This is a genomic window from Streptomyces sp. F63, from assembly GCF_018070345.1.
In the GTDB taxonomy this organism is placed as follows: domain Bacteria; phylum Actinomycetota; class Actinomycetes; order Streptomycetales; family Streptomycetaceae; genus Streptomyces.
Window position 1 is genome coordinate 424,767 of record NZ_JAGPXX010000003.1, and the last position, 16,024, is coordinate 440,790.

General features: G+C 72.0%; 14 protein-coding genes. 7 read left to right on the forward strand and 7 right to left on the reverse strand.

The features are described 5' to 3' along the window. Nucleotides 1-5: 5 nt before the first annotated feature. The 4 genes from KBZ10_RS05925 to fxlM all read right to left on the reverse strand — a co-directional run bounded on the left by KBZ10_RS05925 (nucleotide 6) and on the right by fxlM (nucleotide 5,762). Nucleotides 6-1,154, reverse strand: a complete 1,149-nt coding sequence (locus KBZ10_RS05925; RefSeq protein ID WP_210986407.1) for a lanthionine synthetase C family protein — start codon at nucleotides 1,152-1,154, stop codon at nucleotides 6-8. Continuing rightward, on the reverse strand, nucleotides 1,151-4,180 hold the full coding sequence (locus tag KBZ10_RS05930; protein ID WP_247701829.1) for a lantibiotic dehydratase: 3,030 nt from the start codon (nucleotides 4,178-4,180) through the stop codon (nucleotides 1,151-1,153). The genes KBZ10_RS05925 and KBZ10_RS05930 overlap by 4 nt, the downstream gene beginning before the upstream one ends. A 76-nt stretch (nucleotides 4,181-4,256) precedes the next feature. After that, nucleotides 4,257-4,451: an FxLD family lanthipeptide gene (locus tag KBZ10_RS05935; RefSeq protein WP_210986408.1), complete on the reverse strand. Its 195-nt coding sequence runs from the start codon at nucleotides 4,449-4,451 to the stop codon at nucleotides 4,257-4,259. Between the two features lie 63 nt (nucleotides 4,452-4,514). Then, the gene (gene fxlM / locus KBZ10_RS05940) at nucleotides 4,515-5,762 is read right to left on the reverse strand and encodes a methyltransferase, FxLD system (protein ID WP_307847216.1); all 1,248 of its coding nucleotides are present in this window, start codon (nucleotides 5,760-5,762) and stop codon (nucleotides 4,515-4,517) included. Nucleotides 5,763-5,826: 64 nt separating this feature from the next. Here fxlM and KBZ10_RS05945 point away from each other — a divergent pair, with 64 nt between their 5' ends. The 6 genes from KBZ10_RS05945 (at nucleotide 5,827) to KBZ10_RS05970 (ending at nucleotide 9,202) form a co-directional block, all read left to right on the forward strand. Continuing rightward, a complete protein-coding gene (locus tag KBZ10_RS05945) occupies nucleotides 5,827-6,048 on the forward strand; it encodes a hypothetical protein (protein ID WP_210986409.1) in 222 nt (73 codons plus the stop codon). Between the two features lie 128 nt (nucleotides 6,049-6,176). After that, nucleotides 6,177-6,596, forward strand: a complete 420-nt coding sequence (locus KBZ10_RS05950) for a hypothetical protein (protein WP_210986410.1) — start codon at nucleotides 6,177-6,179, stop codon at nucleotides 6,594-6,596. Continuing rightward, complete coding sequence (locus tag KBZ10_RS05955) at nucleotides 6,556-7,080, forward strand: DUF6879 family protein (protein WP_210986411.1); 525 nt, start codon at nucleotides 6,556-6,558, stop codon at nucleotides 7,078-7,080. Before KBZ10_RS05950 ends, KBZ10_RS05955 begins: the two co-directional genes overlap by 41 nt. Before the next feature lie 7 nt (nucleotides 7,081-7,087). Next, entirely contained in the window at nucleotides 7,088-7,942 is an 855-nt protein-coding gene (locus tag KBZ10_RS05960) for a helix-turn-helix transcriptional regulator (RefSeq protein WP_210986412.1), read from the forward strand. A 20-nt stretch (nucleotides 7,943-7,962) separates the two neighbouring features. Further along, nucleotides 7,963-8,151: a DUF397 domain-containing protein gene (locus tag KBZ10_RS05965; RefSeq protein WP_307847217.1), complete on the forward strand. Its 189-nt coding sequence runs from the start codon at nucleotides 7,963-7,965 to the stop codon at nucleotides 8,149-8,151. A 325-nt stretch (nucleotides 8,152-8,476) separates the two neighbouring features. After that, the gene (locus KBZ10_RS05970) at nucleotides 8,477-9,202 is read left to right on the forward strand and encodes a DUF4142 domain-containing protein (RefSeq protein ID WP_307847218.1); all 726 of its coding nucleotides are present in this window, start codon (nucleotides 8,477-8,479) and stop codon (nucleotides 9,200-9,202) included. Nucleotides 9,203-9,405: 203 nt separating this feature from the next. On the opposite strand, the gene KBZ10_RS05975 is transcribed toward KBZ10_RS05970, so the two are convergent. After that, a complete protein-coding gene (locus tag KBZ10_RS05975) occupies nucleotides 9,406-10,095 on the reverse strand; it encodes a response regulator (protein ID WP_210986414.1) in 690 nt (229 codons plus the stop codon). A 14-nt stretch (nucleotides 10,096-10,109) separates the two neighbouring features. Beyond that, nucleotides 10,110-11,798, reverse strand: coding sequence for a sensor histidine kinase (locus KBZ10_RS05980; protein ID WP_210986415.1), 1,689 nt, complete (start codon nucleotides 11,796-11,798; stop codon nucleotides 10,110-10,112). A gap of 257 nt (nucleotides 11,799-12,055) precedes the next feature. Here KBZ10_RS05980 and KBZ10_RS05985 point away from each other — a divergent pair, with 257 nt between their 5' ends. Next, nucleotides 12,056-13,549 (forward strand): cation:dicarboxylate symporter family transporter, encoded by a 1,494-nt coding sequence (locus KBZ10_RS05985; RefSeq protein WP_210986416.1) that lies wholly within the window; start codon nucleotides 12,056-12,058, stop codon nucleotides 13,547-13,549. 198 nt (nucleotides 13,550-13,747) lie between these two features. Here the strand turns inward: KBZ10_RS05985 and glgB are convergent. Continuing rightward, nucleotides 13,748-16,024, reverse strand: a 2,277-nt coding sequence (gene glgB, locus KBZ10_RS05990) for a 1,4-alpha-glucan branching enzyme (RefSeq protein ID WP_247701830.1), incomplete at its 5' end; no start/stop codon positions are given.

Here is a 16,024-nt window from a genome sequence, read left to right on the forward strand (position 1 = left end):
CCTCCTCAGCACAGGAGCAGGCAGGCGTCCCAGTCGGTGGCGGGTCCGGAGCCGGGTTCGGCGCTCTGGAAGGCCAGCGTCGATCCCGCCGTTCCTTGGAGGAAGCCGGGGTCTTCCGATGGGCTGAGGGTGAGGAAGCGTTCGCGGAGTGCGGGGAGCCGGTCGGTGAAGGCGGTGGGGGTTTCCGCGTCCTCGGCGACACGTTGGACGGTGCGCAGGAGTCCGCCGGCTCCGTGGCACAGGCCGCGGTCGGTGAGCTGGTCGAGCTGTCCGGAATCGGTCAGGCAGTGCAGCAGGGCGCGTTCGGCGATCCGCTTGCGGTTCTCGTCCTCGAGGGCGATCGCGGCGAGCTGCTGGGCGCGGGCGAGTCCGGGCGTGCCGTAGCACCAGGACGGGGCCGCCGGGCGCATGGGCGCCGGGCCCGTCCGGGAGATCCAGCGTGGCCAGCGGCTTCCGCGGTGGTCGCTGTGGCGGATGCGGTCGAGCCAGTGGCAGATGCGGTTCATGGCGGTGTCGTGGCCGTCGACGGTGACGCCGCTGCGCTTGGCCAGGGCGAGAAGGGCGAGGGGGCCCGTGATGCCGTGGGCGAGACCGGCGTTGGCGTGCCCGCCCGGTGTGGCCGCCTTCAGGCTGGAGGGGGCGTGTCCGACCCACCAGCCGGGCAGCGGCTGCTTCCTGGGCCCGGCCACGGGTTCGGTGAGCCGCACTAGGTACTTCAGGACGGCCTTGAGTTCGTCGCCTGCCGGTCGGCGGCGCAGCAGGAGGGCGCCGAGTCCGGTCAGGCCGCGTAGCAGGTCGTACTCGGCGAAGGTGGCGTACCGGCCTTGGTCGATGCGCGTGTGTGCGGCGGCCAGGCGATGGCGGGTGTGCGCGGCCACGATGTCGTCGAGGGTGTGCAGGGCTCCCGTGTACCGGTCGCTGTCGGCCGCGGTCAGGTGCAGTACGTAGGCCATGGCGGGGGCGCCGAGGAACAGGCTCGCCTCATTCCCGTCGATCAACGGGCGGACGTCGGCGAGCCGTTGGTGTACGGCCTTCCACGGGATGAGACCGCGCCGGGCCCGTTCGACATGGAGCAGGGTGATGCCGAGGGAGCCGCGCGCAAGGGATTGCCGGGTGGCCAGGCCGGTGTCGGCGACGGGCGGGGCGGTGGTCACCGCAGGGCTCCTTCGGTACGGGCGGTCCAGGACAGTGCGGCGGCGCGCGCGAGGCGGCGACAGGTGGCTTCGCCGTCGGGGTTGATGCCTGCGGTGCGGTTGTGGTGCATGTGTAGCAGGGATGGCAGAACGGCGACCGGTTCGGGGCCGTGCGCGCTGAGGGCTTGGCGGTAGGCGGCCAGGGCACCTCGCCGCAGGTTCCACGTCCTGGCGACCTGGTCGCCGTCGGGCAGGGCCTGCAGGGCGGCGTAGCCGTGACCTGGGGTGGTGAGGCGAACGGCTGCGGCGAGTACGTCGCGGGCGGCAGCCCGGTCCTCGTTCCTCAGGAGGTTCGTCGTCAGCCATGCCCGGCCCTCGGCCGATGAGCCGAGGAAGGCGTCGGCGATGTCCACGAAGCCGGCGGCGGTGACGGCCGGCCTGAGGTCATCGGGGAGGGGCAGGGCCAGCTGCGCGAGGGCGGCGGCGGAGTCGGTGGCGAAGACTCGTTCGGCGGCCCGCAGGATGAGCCCGGTGCCGTAGCGTCCGGTCTCCGGCTCGTCGGTGTCCCACTGCACGCGCTGGAGCAGGCCCTCGGCCCGGAGTTCTGCCGCCCATGCGGCGACGCGCTGCGCGGCGTCACCGAAGGCGCGCGGGTTCGGCAGGCGGATCCGCAGGCGCAGGTGACTGTCGGGATCGGCGTAGCGGGTGAACCACCAGTCCGGTCCCTCGGTGCCCCAGTGGCTCAGCAGCCTCGGCAGGTGGGTGGTCAGCACCTCCGGCGCGCGGTCGGCGTTGCCGTACAGCTTCAGGTACGCCCATGCGCAGGCGCCCGGCAGCCGGCCGGAGTGGCGGCCGACCACGGTCGCGGTCCGGCGGACGGGCGCGGGGGTGGGCTGCTGGTCGGCGGCGAAGGGGATGGTGATCTCGTGTGCGCGTCCCAGCCAACCGAACGCGCCCTCTGGGGGCGCCTCGTGCAGCGCCACGGTTTCGTTCCGGTCCAGTTCGGCGCGGAGGAATTGGACGTGGGCCGGTACGTCGAGGTCCAGGCGCAGCCGCTGGTCGTCGCTGCCGATGTAGACGGTACGCGGGACGCCGTAGCGGATGCGCCAGTCGGTGAAGCGGAAGACCCAGTTGCCGCCGTCGCGGAGGTCTCGGGTGCGCAGTCGCCAGCAGGCGGCGGACAGGATGGTGCGTCCGACGCGCACTTCGGGCAGGAAGGGCAGTTGTGCCGCCGCGCCCCAGGCGAAGGGCAGGAGGACCGCGGTGTGCGCGCGGTGCAGTTCGCACACGAAGCGGACCAGCGGGTGGGTGGCGTGGCTGAGTTCCACCGCGTTCATCACGGACGGTTCGACCGGTCGGCCGGTGGACAGCGACACCAGGTACAGACGCTGGGCGTCGGCGATGACGCCGAGGTCGTCCACGTCGAGCGTGGTGTGCGGGTTGTGCTCCCCCACGGAGAGCACGTCCGGCACGACGGCCGGGGCTCGTGCGACGTTGAACGTCGGCAGCCGCAGCGGTGGGCTGGAGACCTGGGCGCGGGCCGCGCCGGTGGTGAGCGTCGGCAGGGAGGCATACGCGGCGGTCATTCGCGCCTGGTCGGGCCGTTCCAGCATGGTCAGGAAGCGGCCGGTGGTGGTGCCGGCGGCCAGGGACAGCCCGGCCGTGGTGAGGGTGAACCGGCCGCGTTCCAGGTCTGTGAGGGTGGGCGACAGCACGGTGAAGCACAGTTCGGCGTGCGCGGGAACCCGGGCGGGCTCGCCGAGGGGCAGCGCCCGGATGTCCTGCTCGCTGAGGACGATCTCGCGCTGGTCGTTGAGGGCTGCGTGCTGGGCGAGCGCGAGGAGATGCTCGTCGCGGCGGCTGGTGCCCAGGACCGGACGCTTGAGGACCGTGCCGCGATAGCCGACGGGGAATCCGAAGCCGGTATCCGGGTCTGTGAGGTCCCGTAAGGGGACGGTGGCGCCCATGCCGTAGCGCTCCAGGAAACGGGCCCGGTAGTCGTTCCAGGCCGGGGAGCCGTTCGGGTACGGCGTGATCCGGGACATGACGTCCAGGGCGTGACCGGCCTCGCGGGTCACGATCTCCGGGAGGACGATGTCGCAGTCGGGCCGGAGGTTGACGACCAGGCCGCGGTCCGTGGTGCCGGCCAGGGCGTTCATCCGCGCGGTGGCCTGTGCTCGCATGATGCGTTGCCCGCCTGGTGAGCCGCTGTCGTGACGGGTGAGGAGCGTGTGGATCTGCCGCAGCTTCCCGGCCGTGTCAGGGGCGGCTGCAGTGGTTTCGAGCTGGCCGATCAGGTGGCCGAGTGCGTCGTCGCAGGTCATAGGGGCATGCAGGCAGCTCAGAAGCACGCGATGGGCGACGAGGTCGCGGAGCATGTCCGCGATGACCGTGGGCGGGGTACTGGGGTAGTCACCGCACAGCTTGGCCGCGAGGTCACCGACCGTGATGGGAGTCCGGGCCAGGGCCAGCACGGCTTCGACAACCGGGGTGCGCCGCAGCCGCGTGTCGGTGGGGCCGGCGGTGCCCGGCTGGTGCCGAACGGTCACTCGGGCGCCGCGCACGGTGCAGGCGGAGTTGGCGATGACGTGCAGGTGCCACAGCACGTCCGGGTCGCGTTCGAGGGTGGTGATGACATCACTCAGCCACACCGCGTCGGCACGTACGAAGACGCGGTGGGCTGTGCCCCAGCGCACTCGTGCCGTGCGGCCGATGCGCAGAGGGGCCGGCCCGGCGAACAGCCCGAAGGGGGTGGCGCGGTGCTGCATCCGCAGCAGGTAACGGAGCAGGGAGATGGTGGTGCGCCGGACCAGGCGCGGGCGTCGGCGCTGTCCGCCGAGTACCTGGCGGATGGAATCGGCGAAGCGGGGTGCGGCGACTTCGATCGCGGCGGCCACGCCGTCCTCCGCCCAGACCCGAGCGCCCCACTCCCGCCACCGGTGCACATCGGCGGCGGTGTCGCTGTGCAAGTCCGGACAGGGAGGCAGGGTCGCCGCCGGCGGGAAGACGGATGCCCTGATCATGCCCGCATCAACAGCGTGATACATCGCTGTGTCTCCTTCTCGTGACGATCGCGCGGGAGTCCGGGCCGGCCGGAGGCTCGGCCCGGACTCCCGCGGCATGTCAGCCGCCGATGCAGGTGCTGTTGGAGCAGGCGGACTGGCAGGTGGATCCGCAGTTGTCGCTGGTGTCGTTCAGCAGCGAACCGAGGACAGGGGCGGAAGCCACGGTCTCGATGCGGAGATCGAAGTCCGAGTCTCCAACGGTCCCGAAATCCGTAGCGGCCTTCAGGGCGATTCCGGTGTTCTGCGGTGCCATCACGTTCTCCTCACTGCAAGAGCTGGGTGGATGTGCCATACGTCCTGGTCGAAGGCGTGCGCGTCACGGCCAGGAGATCGTGACCCGCGTGTGCGGCCGGTCGATGACGCGGCCTGCGGGGAGCTGGTCGTCCGGCGTTCCGGCCGGGTGGATCTCGACGTGCGCGGGGTGTCCGCGGTGGCTGCGGTCCCAGGTCCGGATCTCCTCGACCAGGCGCTCGGCGACCGCCTTGCCCTGCGGCCCGTGGCCGACCGCACCCAGTTCGAACCGGTCCGGGTGGTCGGTACGGCGCACGGTCCGGTAGGCGAAGCTGTCGCCCTCCACGAGGGTCGGCACGCCGAGCGGCGAGGCGGAGGCGACCAGACCGCGCTGCCGGGCGGCGGGCTTCGCCGCCATCAGGGGCAGGTTGTCCAGGGCGGTCATCAGCCAGAGGTCCAGGTGCTCGTTGGACTCCTCGCCTGCGAGCGTCACTCCGGACCACGCCTCGGCGCGCGGTGCGTGCAGCGCGGCACGCAAGGCCTCGGGATCGGGCTCCGGGTGGCCGTCCAGGCGCAGGGCGACCTCCTCGCCCTGGGGGTCGTGAAGGACGGCCAGGCGTACCCGGTTCTCGCCGGCACCCTGCATCGGGACGAAGCCGCACAGCTCCAACCCGTCGCTGACCAAGTGCTCACCGTCGCGGACGAGGGCCACCGTGCGGGTCATGCCACGCATCCGCAGCGGCACCACGAGCCGTCCGCCCTGCTGGAGTTGGTGGACCCACGCGGGCGGGACATCCGCGGCCTGAACAGTGACGACGATACGGTCGTACGGTGCGTGGCCGGGTGCGCCGAGCTCGCCGTCGCCGGTGACCACAGTGACGTTGCGGTGGCCGGTCGCCGTGAGGAAGTCCTCCGCCCGCCGGGTGACATCCCGGTCGATGTCCATCGTGACGACGTGGCCCCGCTCACCCACCAACTCGGCGAGATAGGCCGCGTTCACCCCGCCCGACCCAATCTCCAGGACGCGCATCCCCGGCTGGATGCCGGCCTGCTCGATCTGCAGGGCCTGGATGCGCGGAGCCGACACCGAGCTGATGTCCACCCCCTCCGCGTCGGTCTTCGTCACCGCCGCGTACTCGGCGTCGTATGCCTTGGCCATGGCCAGCCCGGGAGTGGCCAGGTGCCGGGGGACCGAGCGGAACGCAGCCAGCACACGAGGGTCGCGGGCAGCACCCAACTCGATCAGCCGCTGCACCATGGCGTCACGCAGTTGCCGCTCGGACGCAGGGCTGTTGCCGCGGTTCCCGGTTGTCGTGCCGAAGGCGTCGTCCACGAGCGTTCTCCTTGTCGGCGGTGTGCCGAGAGGGGTTGGGGGGCAGGGCGTTACAGAGGGGCCGATGACGGGCGCCGTCCTGGTGTCGACGCCCTCGCGGGTCGAGGTGTTCAGCTACGTCCCCGGGGCGGCATCGATGCTGTCCATGGTCAGCACCGTGTCGATCGGCAGGCTGCCAACGGCCGGCGCCTCGGATTCGTCCGCCACACCGGCCACCACACGTCTCCTCTCCGTACCGCAGCGCGGGACGGCTGCCTCCGTTGTCCGGGTTCGCGAACGAACGTAGAGCGAGCTCCACCCAAGTCCCAAGAAGATTGCGCGAGTTTGCAGCAAGTCGATTGACGGCACCTGATGTGTCCCCGACCATCGTCGCGTCGAGCAAACCCGCGCAAGACTGCAGACGGGAGAACGACCATGAAGCTACGGTTCCTCGGGAAGAACTCCACGACCGGCGACTGTCCGACCCTGTACGCCACGGACCGCGACACCTACCTCGTCCAGGGCTGGAGGATTTACGCGAACGACCTGCTGATGCGACTCGATGTCCCCGAGGGGCAGACGGCGGTGGAGGTGCCCACGGAGCTGTTCGAGCACCTCACGGAGGACGGCCTGCCGACCGGGGAGATCAGGCGCGTCGAGGACCCGGTCATGATCCTGACCCCGGACGGTACGTTCGTTGTCCAGGGCCGCGAGGTGACCGACCCCGAGGCCCTCGCCCAGATGGAGATTCCCGACTACGAGACCGTCGTCGAGGTCCCCAAGACCGCCATCACCGCCCTACTGGAGGAACCGCGTGGAGCTGATCTCCAGCGCCGAGCGCAACCAGCTCTTTGAGAGCTTCGCGCAGGACGCATTCCACCTGGAGCTGAGGGACGACTACTCCGTCCCCGGGGAGGAGAGCCCGTTCACAAGCTGGCTGCGCGGTGAGGCCGTCGACCACTCCTACATGGAACCGTGGACCCAGCTCATGCGGCGCGTCACCGGAGAAGGAAAGACAGTCCGACGCGTCCGTGTGGTCACCGAGCCGCACAGCCCCTACATCCAGTGGGAGCACGCCACCACCACCCTCAACGAGGACGCGGGCGAGGAGATCCGCTGGCTGCCCCGGCACCGCCTCCCCGACGACATCACCTTCCCCCTGGGCGGCAACGACTGGTGGCTGTACGACAACCGCCTCCTGGCCGTGGGCCACTTCGACTCCGACGGCAGAGTGCTCGGTTCGGAGATCGTCGAAGACCCGGACACCGTGGCCGAGTGTGTGCGCCTGCGGGATCTCCTGTGGGCCGCCGCCGTCCCACACCCCGAGTACAAGCCCTGACCTTTCCGTGAGCACGCAAGTAGAAGAGATACTGCAAGCGCTGGGTGCCCGGCTGCGCGGCTTCCGCAAGGACGCCGGATTCACCAGCGGCCGGGCCTTCGCCCGTGCCGCCGCGTGGCAGGAATCGAAGGTCTCCCGCATCGAGAACGGAAAGCAGCGCCCCAGCGAGGACGACGTCCGCGTCTGGTGCGAGATCACCGGCCAGGACAACCAACTCGGCGACCTGACCGCCACCGTCCGCCATGTCGATGAACTGTGGCTCGACATGCGGCGGCTCCTCCGGGCCGGCGCGGAGCAGCGACAGCGGCAAGCCCTTCCGGTCTACGGCAAGACCAAGGTGTTCCGCATATGGCACCCCACAGTCGTCTGGGGGACCCTGCAGACATCCGAATACGCCTCCGCGGTCTTCGAACAGGTCGTCAGCTACTACGAGATCCCCAACGACGCCGAAGAGGCCGTGGCGAAGCGGCTTGAGCGGCAGCAGTACCTGTACCGGGGCGACCGCATCTTCAACGTCTTGCTCGGCGAACAGGCCCTCTACACCAACTTCGGGGGCCCGGACGTGATGAAGGGGCAGCTCGACCGGCTCCTGGCCGTGATGAGACTTCCCCGGCTCAGCCTCGGCATCGTGCCCCGCTCCGCGCCGGCCTCCATATGGCCGGGAAACTCGTTCTCGATGTTCGATGCCCGGCTTGTCCTCGTCGAGACCTACTCTGCGGAACTCTCCGTCACGCAGCCCCGAGAGATCGAGCTGTACACCAAGGCGTTCGCACTACTGAAGCAGTCAGCGGTCTACGGCACCGGGGTCCGGGACCTCATTCTCACAGCCATCCAGCACTTCGATCAGATGCCGAGCGACTAGGAGAGCCAACCATGTGGCCCATGACCCCGAACTGGCGTACCAGCTCCTATACGAAGTCGGATACTTGCGTCGAAGTGGCCGACAACGTCCCGGACAAAATACTGGTCCGGGACACCAAGGACCGTGACCGCGCAACCATGAGCGTTCAGCCGGCCTCCTGGGGCGAATTCGTGGAATTCATCGGACAGGACATCCGGGTAACCGACTGAGAAACCGAGGTCGGCCTTCCACGTGGCAGGTTCCGCCGCAGGCCGGCGCAGTCCTGCAGGTCTTCCGAGTTGCCGGGGCTCGCGGCCGGCTGGACACAGGTGCCGTGGGCTCGGTCCGTGTTCGGAACGTTCCAGGGTCTGTCGGGAACGCGGAGGACGCGAGGCCGGAGGGCACGGCCGTCCGGGCGCGCGGGTGCCGTGTTGGTGTCCTTCCGGGCCCGGCGGCCGTACGGAGAGGGGCAGTCCGGATTGCCCCGGCGGACGGTGAACACCCGCCCGGCGGCCTCCGTATGGGAGGGAACACCCGTCCCCAGGAGGAGGCACCGTGCGCAGCAACCGTCGGGCCGAACGGCCCAGAGTGTCGATGCGCACGGCGGCCATCGCCCTAGCGATCGTCGCCGTACTGGCACTCATACCCGTACTGATCAATCTGCAGACCAGCAGCAGCCAAGCCAACGAGGAGTCGAGTCCGGTAGCAGGAGCGCCCCAGGTGGGGGCCGGAGCCGACGGCTCCGTCCCCGCCGAGGGGCAGGCACAGGGGCAGGCGCAGACCGGGGCCAGTGCGGGGAACATCGGGACCGTCACCGAGGTCGACAAGAAGTTCCTGTCGTCCGTGCGGCAGGCCGGGCTGTGGGAGATCCCCGCCGGGCGGCTGGCCCAGACCAACGCCTCCAGCGAGGCGGTCAAGCGCGCCGGGCTCCACCTCATCGACGGCCACTCCAAGCTGGACCAGCTCGTCCGCGAGGACGCCAAGCTGCTCGGGGTGCAGATCCCCGACCAGGCCACGGCCGAGCAGCAGGAGTGGGTCCGGCAGATGAAGGCCGCCAAGGGCGCCGAGTTCGACAAGCTCTTCGCCAATCTGCTGCGGGCCTCGCACGGCAAGATCTTCGCCGTCATCGGTGAGGTCCGCGGCTCGACGCAGAACGACCTGATTCGCCGTCACGCGCGGCAGGCCAACCAGACGGTCCTGGACCACCTGGAGGTCCTGGAGGACACCGGCCTCGTGGACGCCGAGACCTTCGCCGAGGTCGAGGCCGCCGTGACGAAGTAGCGGGCCGGTCCCGCGCGTTGTGCCGGGTCGTGGCGGCCCGCCACGGGACACGGCTCCGCGCTTCCGGCCCCGGCGTTCCGCGCCCCCGCCCCCCGGGCGCGTCCTCGCGCCACGGCCCCGCGCTCCGGGCGGCACGGCAGGCGCTGCCGTGCCGCCCGGCCGCGTTGGCGGCGGCGGCCCGCCCCTCGGGGGCTCGGCGCTGGTCACGCGGGGCTCAGCCAGCGGTAGTACAGTTCCGGCCGGCCCACCTGCCCGTACTGCGGCCGCCGTTCGGCCCGCCCGGTGTCCACCAGGTGCTCCAGGTAGCGGCGGGCCGTGATCCGGGAGATCCCCACCGCCTCACCGGCCGCCTGGGCCGTGATACCGCTCCGGTCCGCGCCGCGCAGCGCCCGGGTCACCGACTCCAGGGTCGGGCCGCTGAGCCCCTTCGGCAGCGCCGTCGGCGACGGGGCGCGCAGCGCGGCCAGTGCGCGGTCCACCTCCTCCTGCCCGCTGGCCTCGCCCGCGGCCGCCCTGAACTCGGCGTAGCGCACGAGCCGTTCGCGGAGCGTCGCGAAGGCGAAGGGCTTCAGCACGTGCTGGACGACGCCGAGCGACACGCCCTCCCGGACCACCGCGAGATCGCGCGCCGAGGTCACCGCGATGACGTCCGCCGTCCGGCCCGCGGCGCGCAGTGAGCGCAGCAGCCCCAGCCCGTGGCCGTCCGGCAGGTACAGATCGAGCAGCAGCAGGTCCACCGGGTCCCGCTCCAGGTGCCGCCGGGCCGCCACCCCGGAGTGCACGGTGCCGGCCACCGCGAAACCGGGCACCCGCTCGACGTACAGCGCGTGCGCGTCCGCGGCGACCGGGTCGTCCTCGACGACCAGCACCCGGATCGGCGCACGTCCGTTCACCGTGCCGCCCCCGTTCACCGTGCCGCCCCCGCCACGGCGGCCAGCGGCAGCCGCACGGTGAACTCCGCGCCCGGGCCGCCTCCGTCCGCGCCGCTCCCGCCCTCGCCGCCGCGGCCCTCCGTCCGCGCCGCCTCGATCGTTCCGCCGTTGCGGCGCACCGCCTGCCGGACCAGGGCCAGCCCCAGTCCGCGCCCCGGTCCGCACGCCGCGCCACCACCGTGCCGTGCCGTCTTCGTCGTCCAGCCGCGTTCGAACATGCCGTCCAGTGCCTCCGGGCTGATGCCGGGGCCGGTGTCGCGCACCCGCAGCAGCAGTTCGCCGTCCGCGGCCCGCGCCGTCACCGTCACCCGCGGGCGCCGCTCCCGGCCGTCCGCCGCGGTGTTCTCCCCGCCGGCCGCCTCCACCGCGTTGTCTATCAAGTTGCCGAGGATCGTCACCAGGTCGCGGGGCGGCAGCTCCGCCGGCAGCACACCGTCGTCGATCCGGCTCTCCTGGGTCAGCGACAGCTCCACGCCCCGCTCGCTCGCCTGCGCCGCCTTGCCGAGCAGCAGGGCCGCCAGCACCGGTTCGCCCACGGCCGCCACCACCCGGTCCGTCAGCGCCTGCGCCAGCTCCAGCTCCTCCGTCGCGAACCGCACCGCCTCGTCCGCGCGGCCCAGTTCGATCAGCGACACCACGGCGTGCAGCCGGTTCGCGGCCTCGTGCGCCTGCGACCGCAGCGCCTCCGCGAAGCCGCGCACGGAGTCCAGCTCCCCGGAGAGCGCCTGGAGCTCGGTGTGGTCCCGCAGGGTGACGACCGTGCCGCGCCGCTCACCGCCCGAGACCGGCGAGGTGTTCACCACCACGATCCGCTCGGCCGTGGGATGCACCTCGTCCACCCGGGGCTCCGAGGCCAGCAGCGCCCCGGTGAGCGACCGGGGCAGCCCGAGCTCGGTGACGCGGCGGCCCACGGCGTCCGGGCCCAGCCCCAGCAGTTCCCGACCCCCGTCGTTGACCAGCGCGATCCGTCGCCGTCCGTCGAGCATCAGCAGTCCCTCGCGCACCGCGTGCAGCGCCGCCTGGTGGTAGTCGTGCATCCGGCTCAGCTCCGCGGCGTTCATCCCGTGCGTATGGCGGCGCAGCCGGGCGTTGACGACGTAGGTGCCGAGGCCGCCGAGCAGCAGCGCCCCCAGGGCCACCCCCACGGGCACGGCCATCTGCCGGCGCATCTCGGCGCTGATCCGCTCCACCGTGATCCCGGCGCTCACCAGGCCCACCACCCGGCCGCCGTCCCGTATCGGTGTCACCACCCGCACCGACGGCCCGAGGGTGCCGGTGTACGTCTCGGAGAAGGTGCGGCCCGCGAGCGCGGGCCCGGTGTGGCCGAGGAACTCCCCGCCGATCCGCTCCGGGTCGGGGTGCGTCCAGCGGATGCCGTCCGGATCCATGATCGTGACGAAGGCGACCCCGGTGTCGCGGCGCACGGTCTCCGCGTACGGCTGGAGCACCGCCGTGGGGTCCGCACCGCGGATCGCCTCCGGCACGGACGGTGACACGGCGATCGTCCGCGCCGCCGTCATCGCCCGCAGCCGCGCCGTCTCCTCGGTCTGCCGCAGGTCCGTGACATACGTGAACACCGCGTAGCCGGCCACCACGACGGTGACCAGCACGACCTGCATGGCGAAGAGCTGGCCGGCCAGGCTGCGGGGACGGGGAACGCGCATGCGCCCAGTCTGCCCGGCGGGTCCCGGAGACCGGCAGGGGTGTGCGCTCCCCGCCGCCGCCGTGCCGCGGCCGCCCGCCGCCGGGCGGACCGGCGTCCTCCGCGAACTCAATGAACGCAACCGTGACCCGGCGCACCCGCTGGTGGATAGTCGCCGAGGACGCGGGGAACGCCGGGACCGGGCGGGAGCGCGGGACGGGCGGGACGGACACCGCAAGCGGCGCGACCAGCCGGAGAGCTCGACGCAGGAGGACGACCGTGGCCGCAGCAGCACCGCCCGGGGGCACCCGGGTGAAGCGGGACAGAACCCATTATCTCTACCTCGCCGTCATCGCCGCGGTGCTCGCCGGCATCCTCCTCGGCTTCGCGGCGCCGGGCGTGGCCGCGGGGCTGAAGCCGCTCGGGACCGGCTTCGTCGGACTGATCAAGATGATGATCTCGCCGATCATCTTCTGCACGATCGTGCTCGGCGTCGGATCCGTCCGCAAGGCCGCGAAGGTCGGTGCCGTCGGCGGGCTCGCCCTCGGCTATTTCATGATCATGTCGACCGTGGCGCTGGCCATCGGTCTGGTCGTCGGCAATCTGCTTCCCGGCGTCAGCCTCGATCTGACCGAGTCCGCGCGCAGCGCCGGCGAGGCCCAGGCGGCCGGCGCCGGTGAGTCCACCACCGACTTCCTGCTCGGCGTCATCCCCACCACCATGGTCTCGGCCTTCACCGAGGGCGAGGTGCTGCAGACGCTGCTCGTCGCGCTCCTCGTCGGCTTCGCGCTGCAGGCCATGGGCAGTGCGGGCGAGCCGCTGCTCCGCGGGGTCGGGCACCTCCAGCGGCTGGTCTTCCGCGTACTGGCGATGATCATGTGGGTGGCGCCGGTCGGGGCCTTCGGCGCCATCGCGGCGGTGGTGGGGGAGACGGGCGCGGACGCGCTGAAGTCCCTCGCCGTCATCATGATCGGCTTCTACATCACCTGCGGGGTCTTCGTCTTCCTCGTCCTCGGCGCGCTGCTGCGGATCGTCGCGGGCGTGAACATCCTGACCCTGCTCCGGTACCTCGGCCGCGAGTTCCTGCTCATCCTCTCGACCTCCTCCTCGGAGTCCGCGCTGCCGCGGCTCATCGCCAAGATGGAGCACCTGGGCGTCAGCAGGCCGGTCGTCGGCATCACCGTGCCGACCGGCTATTCCTTCAACCTCGACGGCACCGCGATCTATCTGACGATGGCCTCGCTCTTCGTCGCCGAGGCGATGGGGGACCCGCTCTCCCTCGGCCGGCAGATCTCCCTGCTCGTCTTCATGATCATCGCCTCCAAGGGGGCGGCCGGTGTCACCGGCGCGGGTCTGGCCACCCTGGCCGGCGGCCTCCAGTCCCACCGGCCGGAACTGGTCGACGGCGTCGGCCTCATCGTCGGCATCGACCGCTTCATGAGCGAGGCCCGCGCCCTGACCAACTTCGCGGGCAACGCCGTCGCGACGGTCCTGGTCGGCACCTGGACGAAGGAGATCGACAGGGCCCGGGCCGGGCAGGTCCTCGCCGGACACCTCCCGTTCGACGAGCGGACGTTCGTCGACGACCACGGCCACGGCCACGGCCACGAGCAGGACCGGCTCGACGACCAGGACCGGCACGACGAGCAGGACCGGCACGACGAGCACGGCCAGGACGGCCGACGGCCGGACGGCGCCCCCGGCGCTCCGGACCCCTCCTCCCACCCGGGACCCGACCACCCCGGCGGGGCGAAGGAGACGGTGGGCGTCTGACGGGCCGGCGCCCGGGTCCGCCGCGAAGCGGCCCGCGGTGTCCCTCCACGGACCCGGGCGCACCCCCTCCGAGACCATCTCCCCGACGCCCCTCCGGCTGTTTCCCCTGGCGGCCGGAGGGGCGTCACCCTGTCCGCGGCCGCCTCCGCCTCCGCCTCCGCGGCCGCCTCCGCGTCCGCGGCCGTGGCCGGTGCCGGGTCAGACCGGCCGCAGCCAGACCGTCGCCAGCGGCGGCAGCGTGACCCGGACGCTGACACGCCGGCCGTGCCAGGGGGACGCCTCCGGCTTGAGGGGATCCGGGTTGCCGACGCCGCTGCCGCCGTAGCGGGCGTCGTCCGTGTTGAGGACCTCCTGCCAGCCGGCGGGCTCGCTCGGCACCCCGAGCCGGTAGTCCCGGCGCACCACGGGCGAGAAGTTGCTGACGCACAGCAGCGGCGCCCCGTCCGCGGCCAGCCGGAGGAACGCGAAGACGTTGTCCTCCGCCGCGTCGCCCTCGATCCAGCTGAAACCGGACGGGTCGGTGTCCCGCTCCCAGAGCGCGGGCTCGGCGGCGTAGACGTGGTTGAGATCGCGGACCAGGTCCCGTACGCCCCGGTGGTCACCGGCCGCCGGATAGGTGTCGTCCATCAGCCACCACTCCGGCCCGTGTACCTCCGACCACTCCGCGCCCTGTGCGAACTCCTGCCCCATGAACAGCAGTTGCTTGCCGGGATGGGCCCACATGAAGCCCAGGTACGCCCGGTGGCCGGCGCGCCGCTGCCACCAGTCGCCGGGCATCTTGCCGACGAGGGCGCCCTTGCCGTGCACCACCTCGTCGTGGGAGATGGGCAGGACGTAGTTCTCGCTGTACGCGTACACCATCGAGAAGGTCATCTCGTGGTGGTGGTACTTGCGGTGCACCGGCTCCCGCGCCATGTAGCCCAGCGAGTCGTGCATCCAGCCCATGTTCCACTTCAGGCCGAAGCCCAGACCGCCGAGGCCGTTCGGGCCGGTGACGTGGGTCGGCCGGGTGACGCCGTCCCAGGCCGTGGACTCCTCCGCGACGGTGACGACGCCGGGGCAGCGCCGGTAGACGGTCGCGTTCATCTCCTGCAGGAACGCCACGGCGTCGAGGTTCTCCCGCCCGCCGTGCTGGTTGGGGACCCACTCGCCGCCCTCCCGCGAGTAGTCCAGGTACAGCATGGACGCCACCGCGTCGACCCGCAGACCGTCGATGTGGAACTCCTCGCACCAGTACACGGCGTTGGCGACCAGGAAGTTGCGGACTTCCGTCCGCCCGTAGTCGAAGGTCAGCGTGCCCCAGTCGGGATGCTCGGCGCGCCGCGGGTCGGCCGGCTCGTACAGCGGCGTGCCGTCGAAGCGGGCGAGCGCCCACGCGTCCTTGGGGAAGTGCGCGGGCACCCAGTCGACGATGACCCCGATGCCCTCCCGGTGCAGGGCGTCCACGAGATACCGGAAGTCGTCCGGGGTGCCCAGCCGGGCGGTCGGGGCGTAGTAGGACGTGACCTGATACCCCCAGGAGCCGCCGAAGGGATGCTCGGCCACCGGCATCAGCTCGACGTGGGTGAACCCCAGCTCCCTGACGTACGCGGGCAGTTGCTCCGCCAGCTGCCGGTAGCTCAGCCCCGGCCGCCAGGACGCCGGATGCACCTCGTAGACGGAGAACGGCGACTGGTGGACGCGGCGCCCGGCGCGGCGGCGCATCCACTCCCCGTCCTGCCACCGGTACGCGGAGGCGGTGACGATCGAGGCGGTGGCGGGCGGGCACTCGGTGCGCCGGGCCATCGGGTCGGCGCGCAGACTGTGCGCGCCGTCGGGCCCGGCGATGTCGAACTTGTAGAGGGCGCCCTCGCCGACCCCGGGCACGAACAGCTCCCACACGCCGCTGCCGCCGAGCGAGCGCATCGGGTAGCAGGTGCCGTTCCAGCAGGTGAAGTCGCCGGTGACGCGTACACCGCGGGCGTTCGGCGCCCAGACGGTGAACCGGGTGCCCGCGACGCCGCCGTGCGTCATCGGCCGCGCGCCGAGGGCCTCCCACAGCCGTTCGTGACGCCCCTCGTGGACGAGGTGCAGATCGAACTCGCCGAGGGCGGGCAGAAAGCGGTACGGATCGTGCTGTTCCAGCACCTCGGGGGCGTCGCCCTCGCCGTAGGTGATCAGCAGCCGGTAGTCCTCCGGGACGGTGTCGAGCGGAAGGACACCCGCGAAGAGGCCGTCGCCCTCGGAGTGCAGACCGGCCCGGAGGCCGGCGCCCGGACCGCTGTTGACCGCGACGGTGACGGCGCGGGCGTACGGCCGCAGCGCGCGGAAGAGGACACCGCCGCCGTCCGGCAGCGGATGGGCGCCCAGGAGGGCGTGCGGGTCGTGGTGTGCGCCGTCGAGGAGACGCTGCCGGTCACCGGGGGCGAGCGGCGCGGGCGGGGCGGCACCGGGGGCGGCGGCCCCGGCGGGGCCGGCCGGCCGGCCCCGCCGGGG

Coding starts and splice junctions, on each gene's coding strand:
- KBZ10_RS05930 (WP_247701829.1), bottom strand. CDS start 4,180: ATGTATCACGCTGTTGATGCGGGCATGATCAGGGCATCCGTCTTCCCG.
- KBZ10_RS05935 (WP_210986408.1), bottom strand. CDS start 4,451: ATGGCACCGCAGAACACCGGAATCGCCCTGAAGGCCGCTACGGATTTC.
- KBZ10_RS05945 (WP_210986409.1), top strand. CDS start 5,827: ATGACGGGCGCCGTCCTGGTGTCGACGCCCTCGCGGGTCGAGGTGTTC.
- KBZ10_RS05950 (WP_210986410.1), top strand. CDS start 6,177: ATGAAGCTACGGTTCCTCGGGAAGAACTCCACGACCGGCGACTGTCCG.
- KBZ10_RS05965 (WP_307847217.1), top strand. CDS start 7,963: ATGACCCCGAACTGGCGTACCAGCTCCTATACGAAGTCGGATACTTGC.
- KBZ10_RS05980 (WP_210986415.1), bottom strand. CDS start 11,798: ATGCGCGTTCCCCGTCCCCGCAGCCTGGCCGGCCAGCTCTTCGCCATG.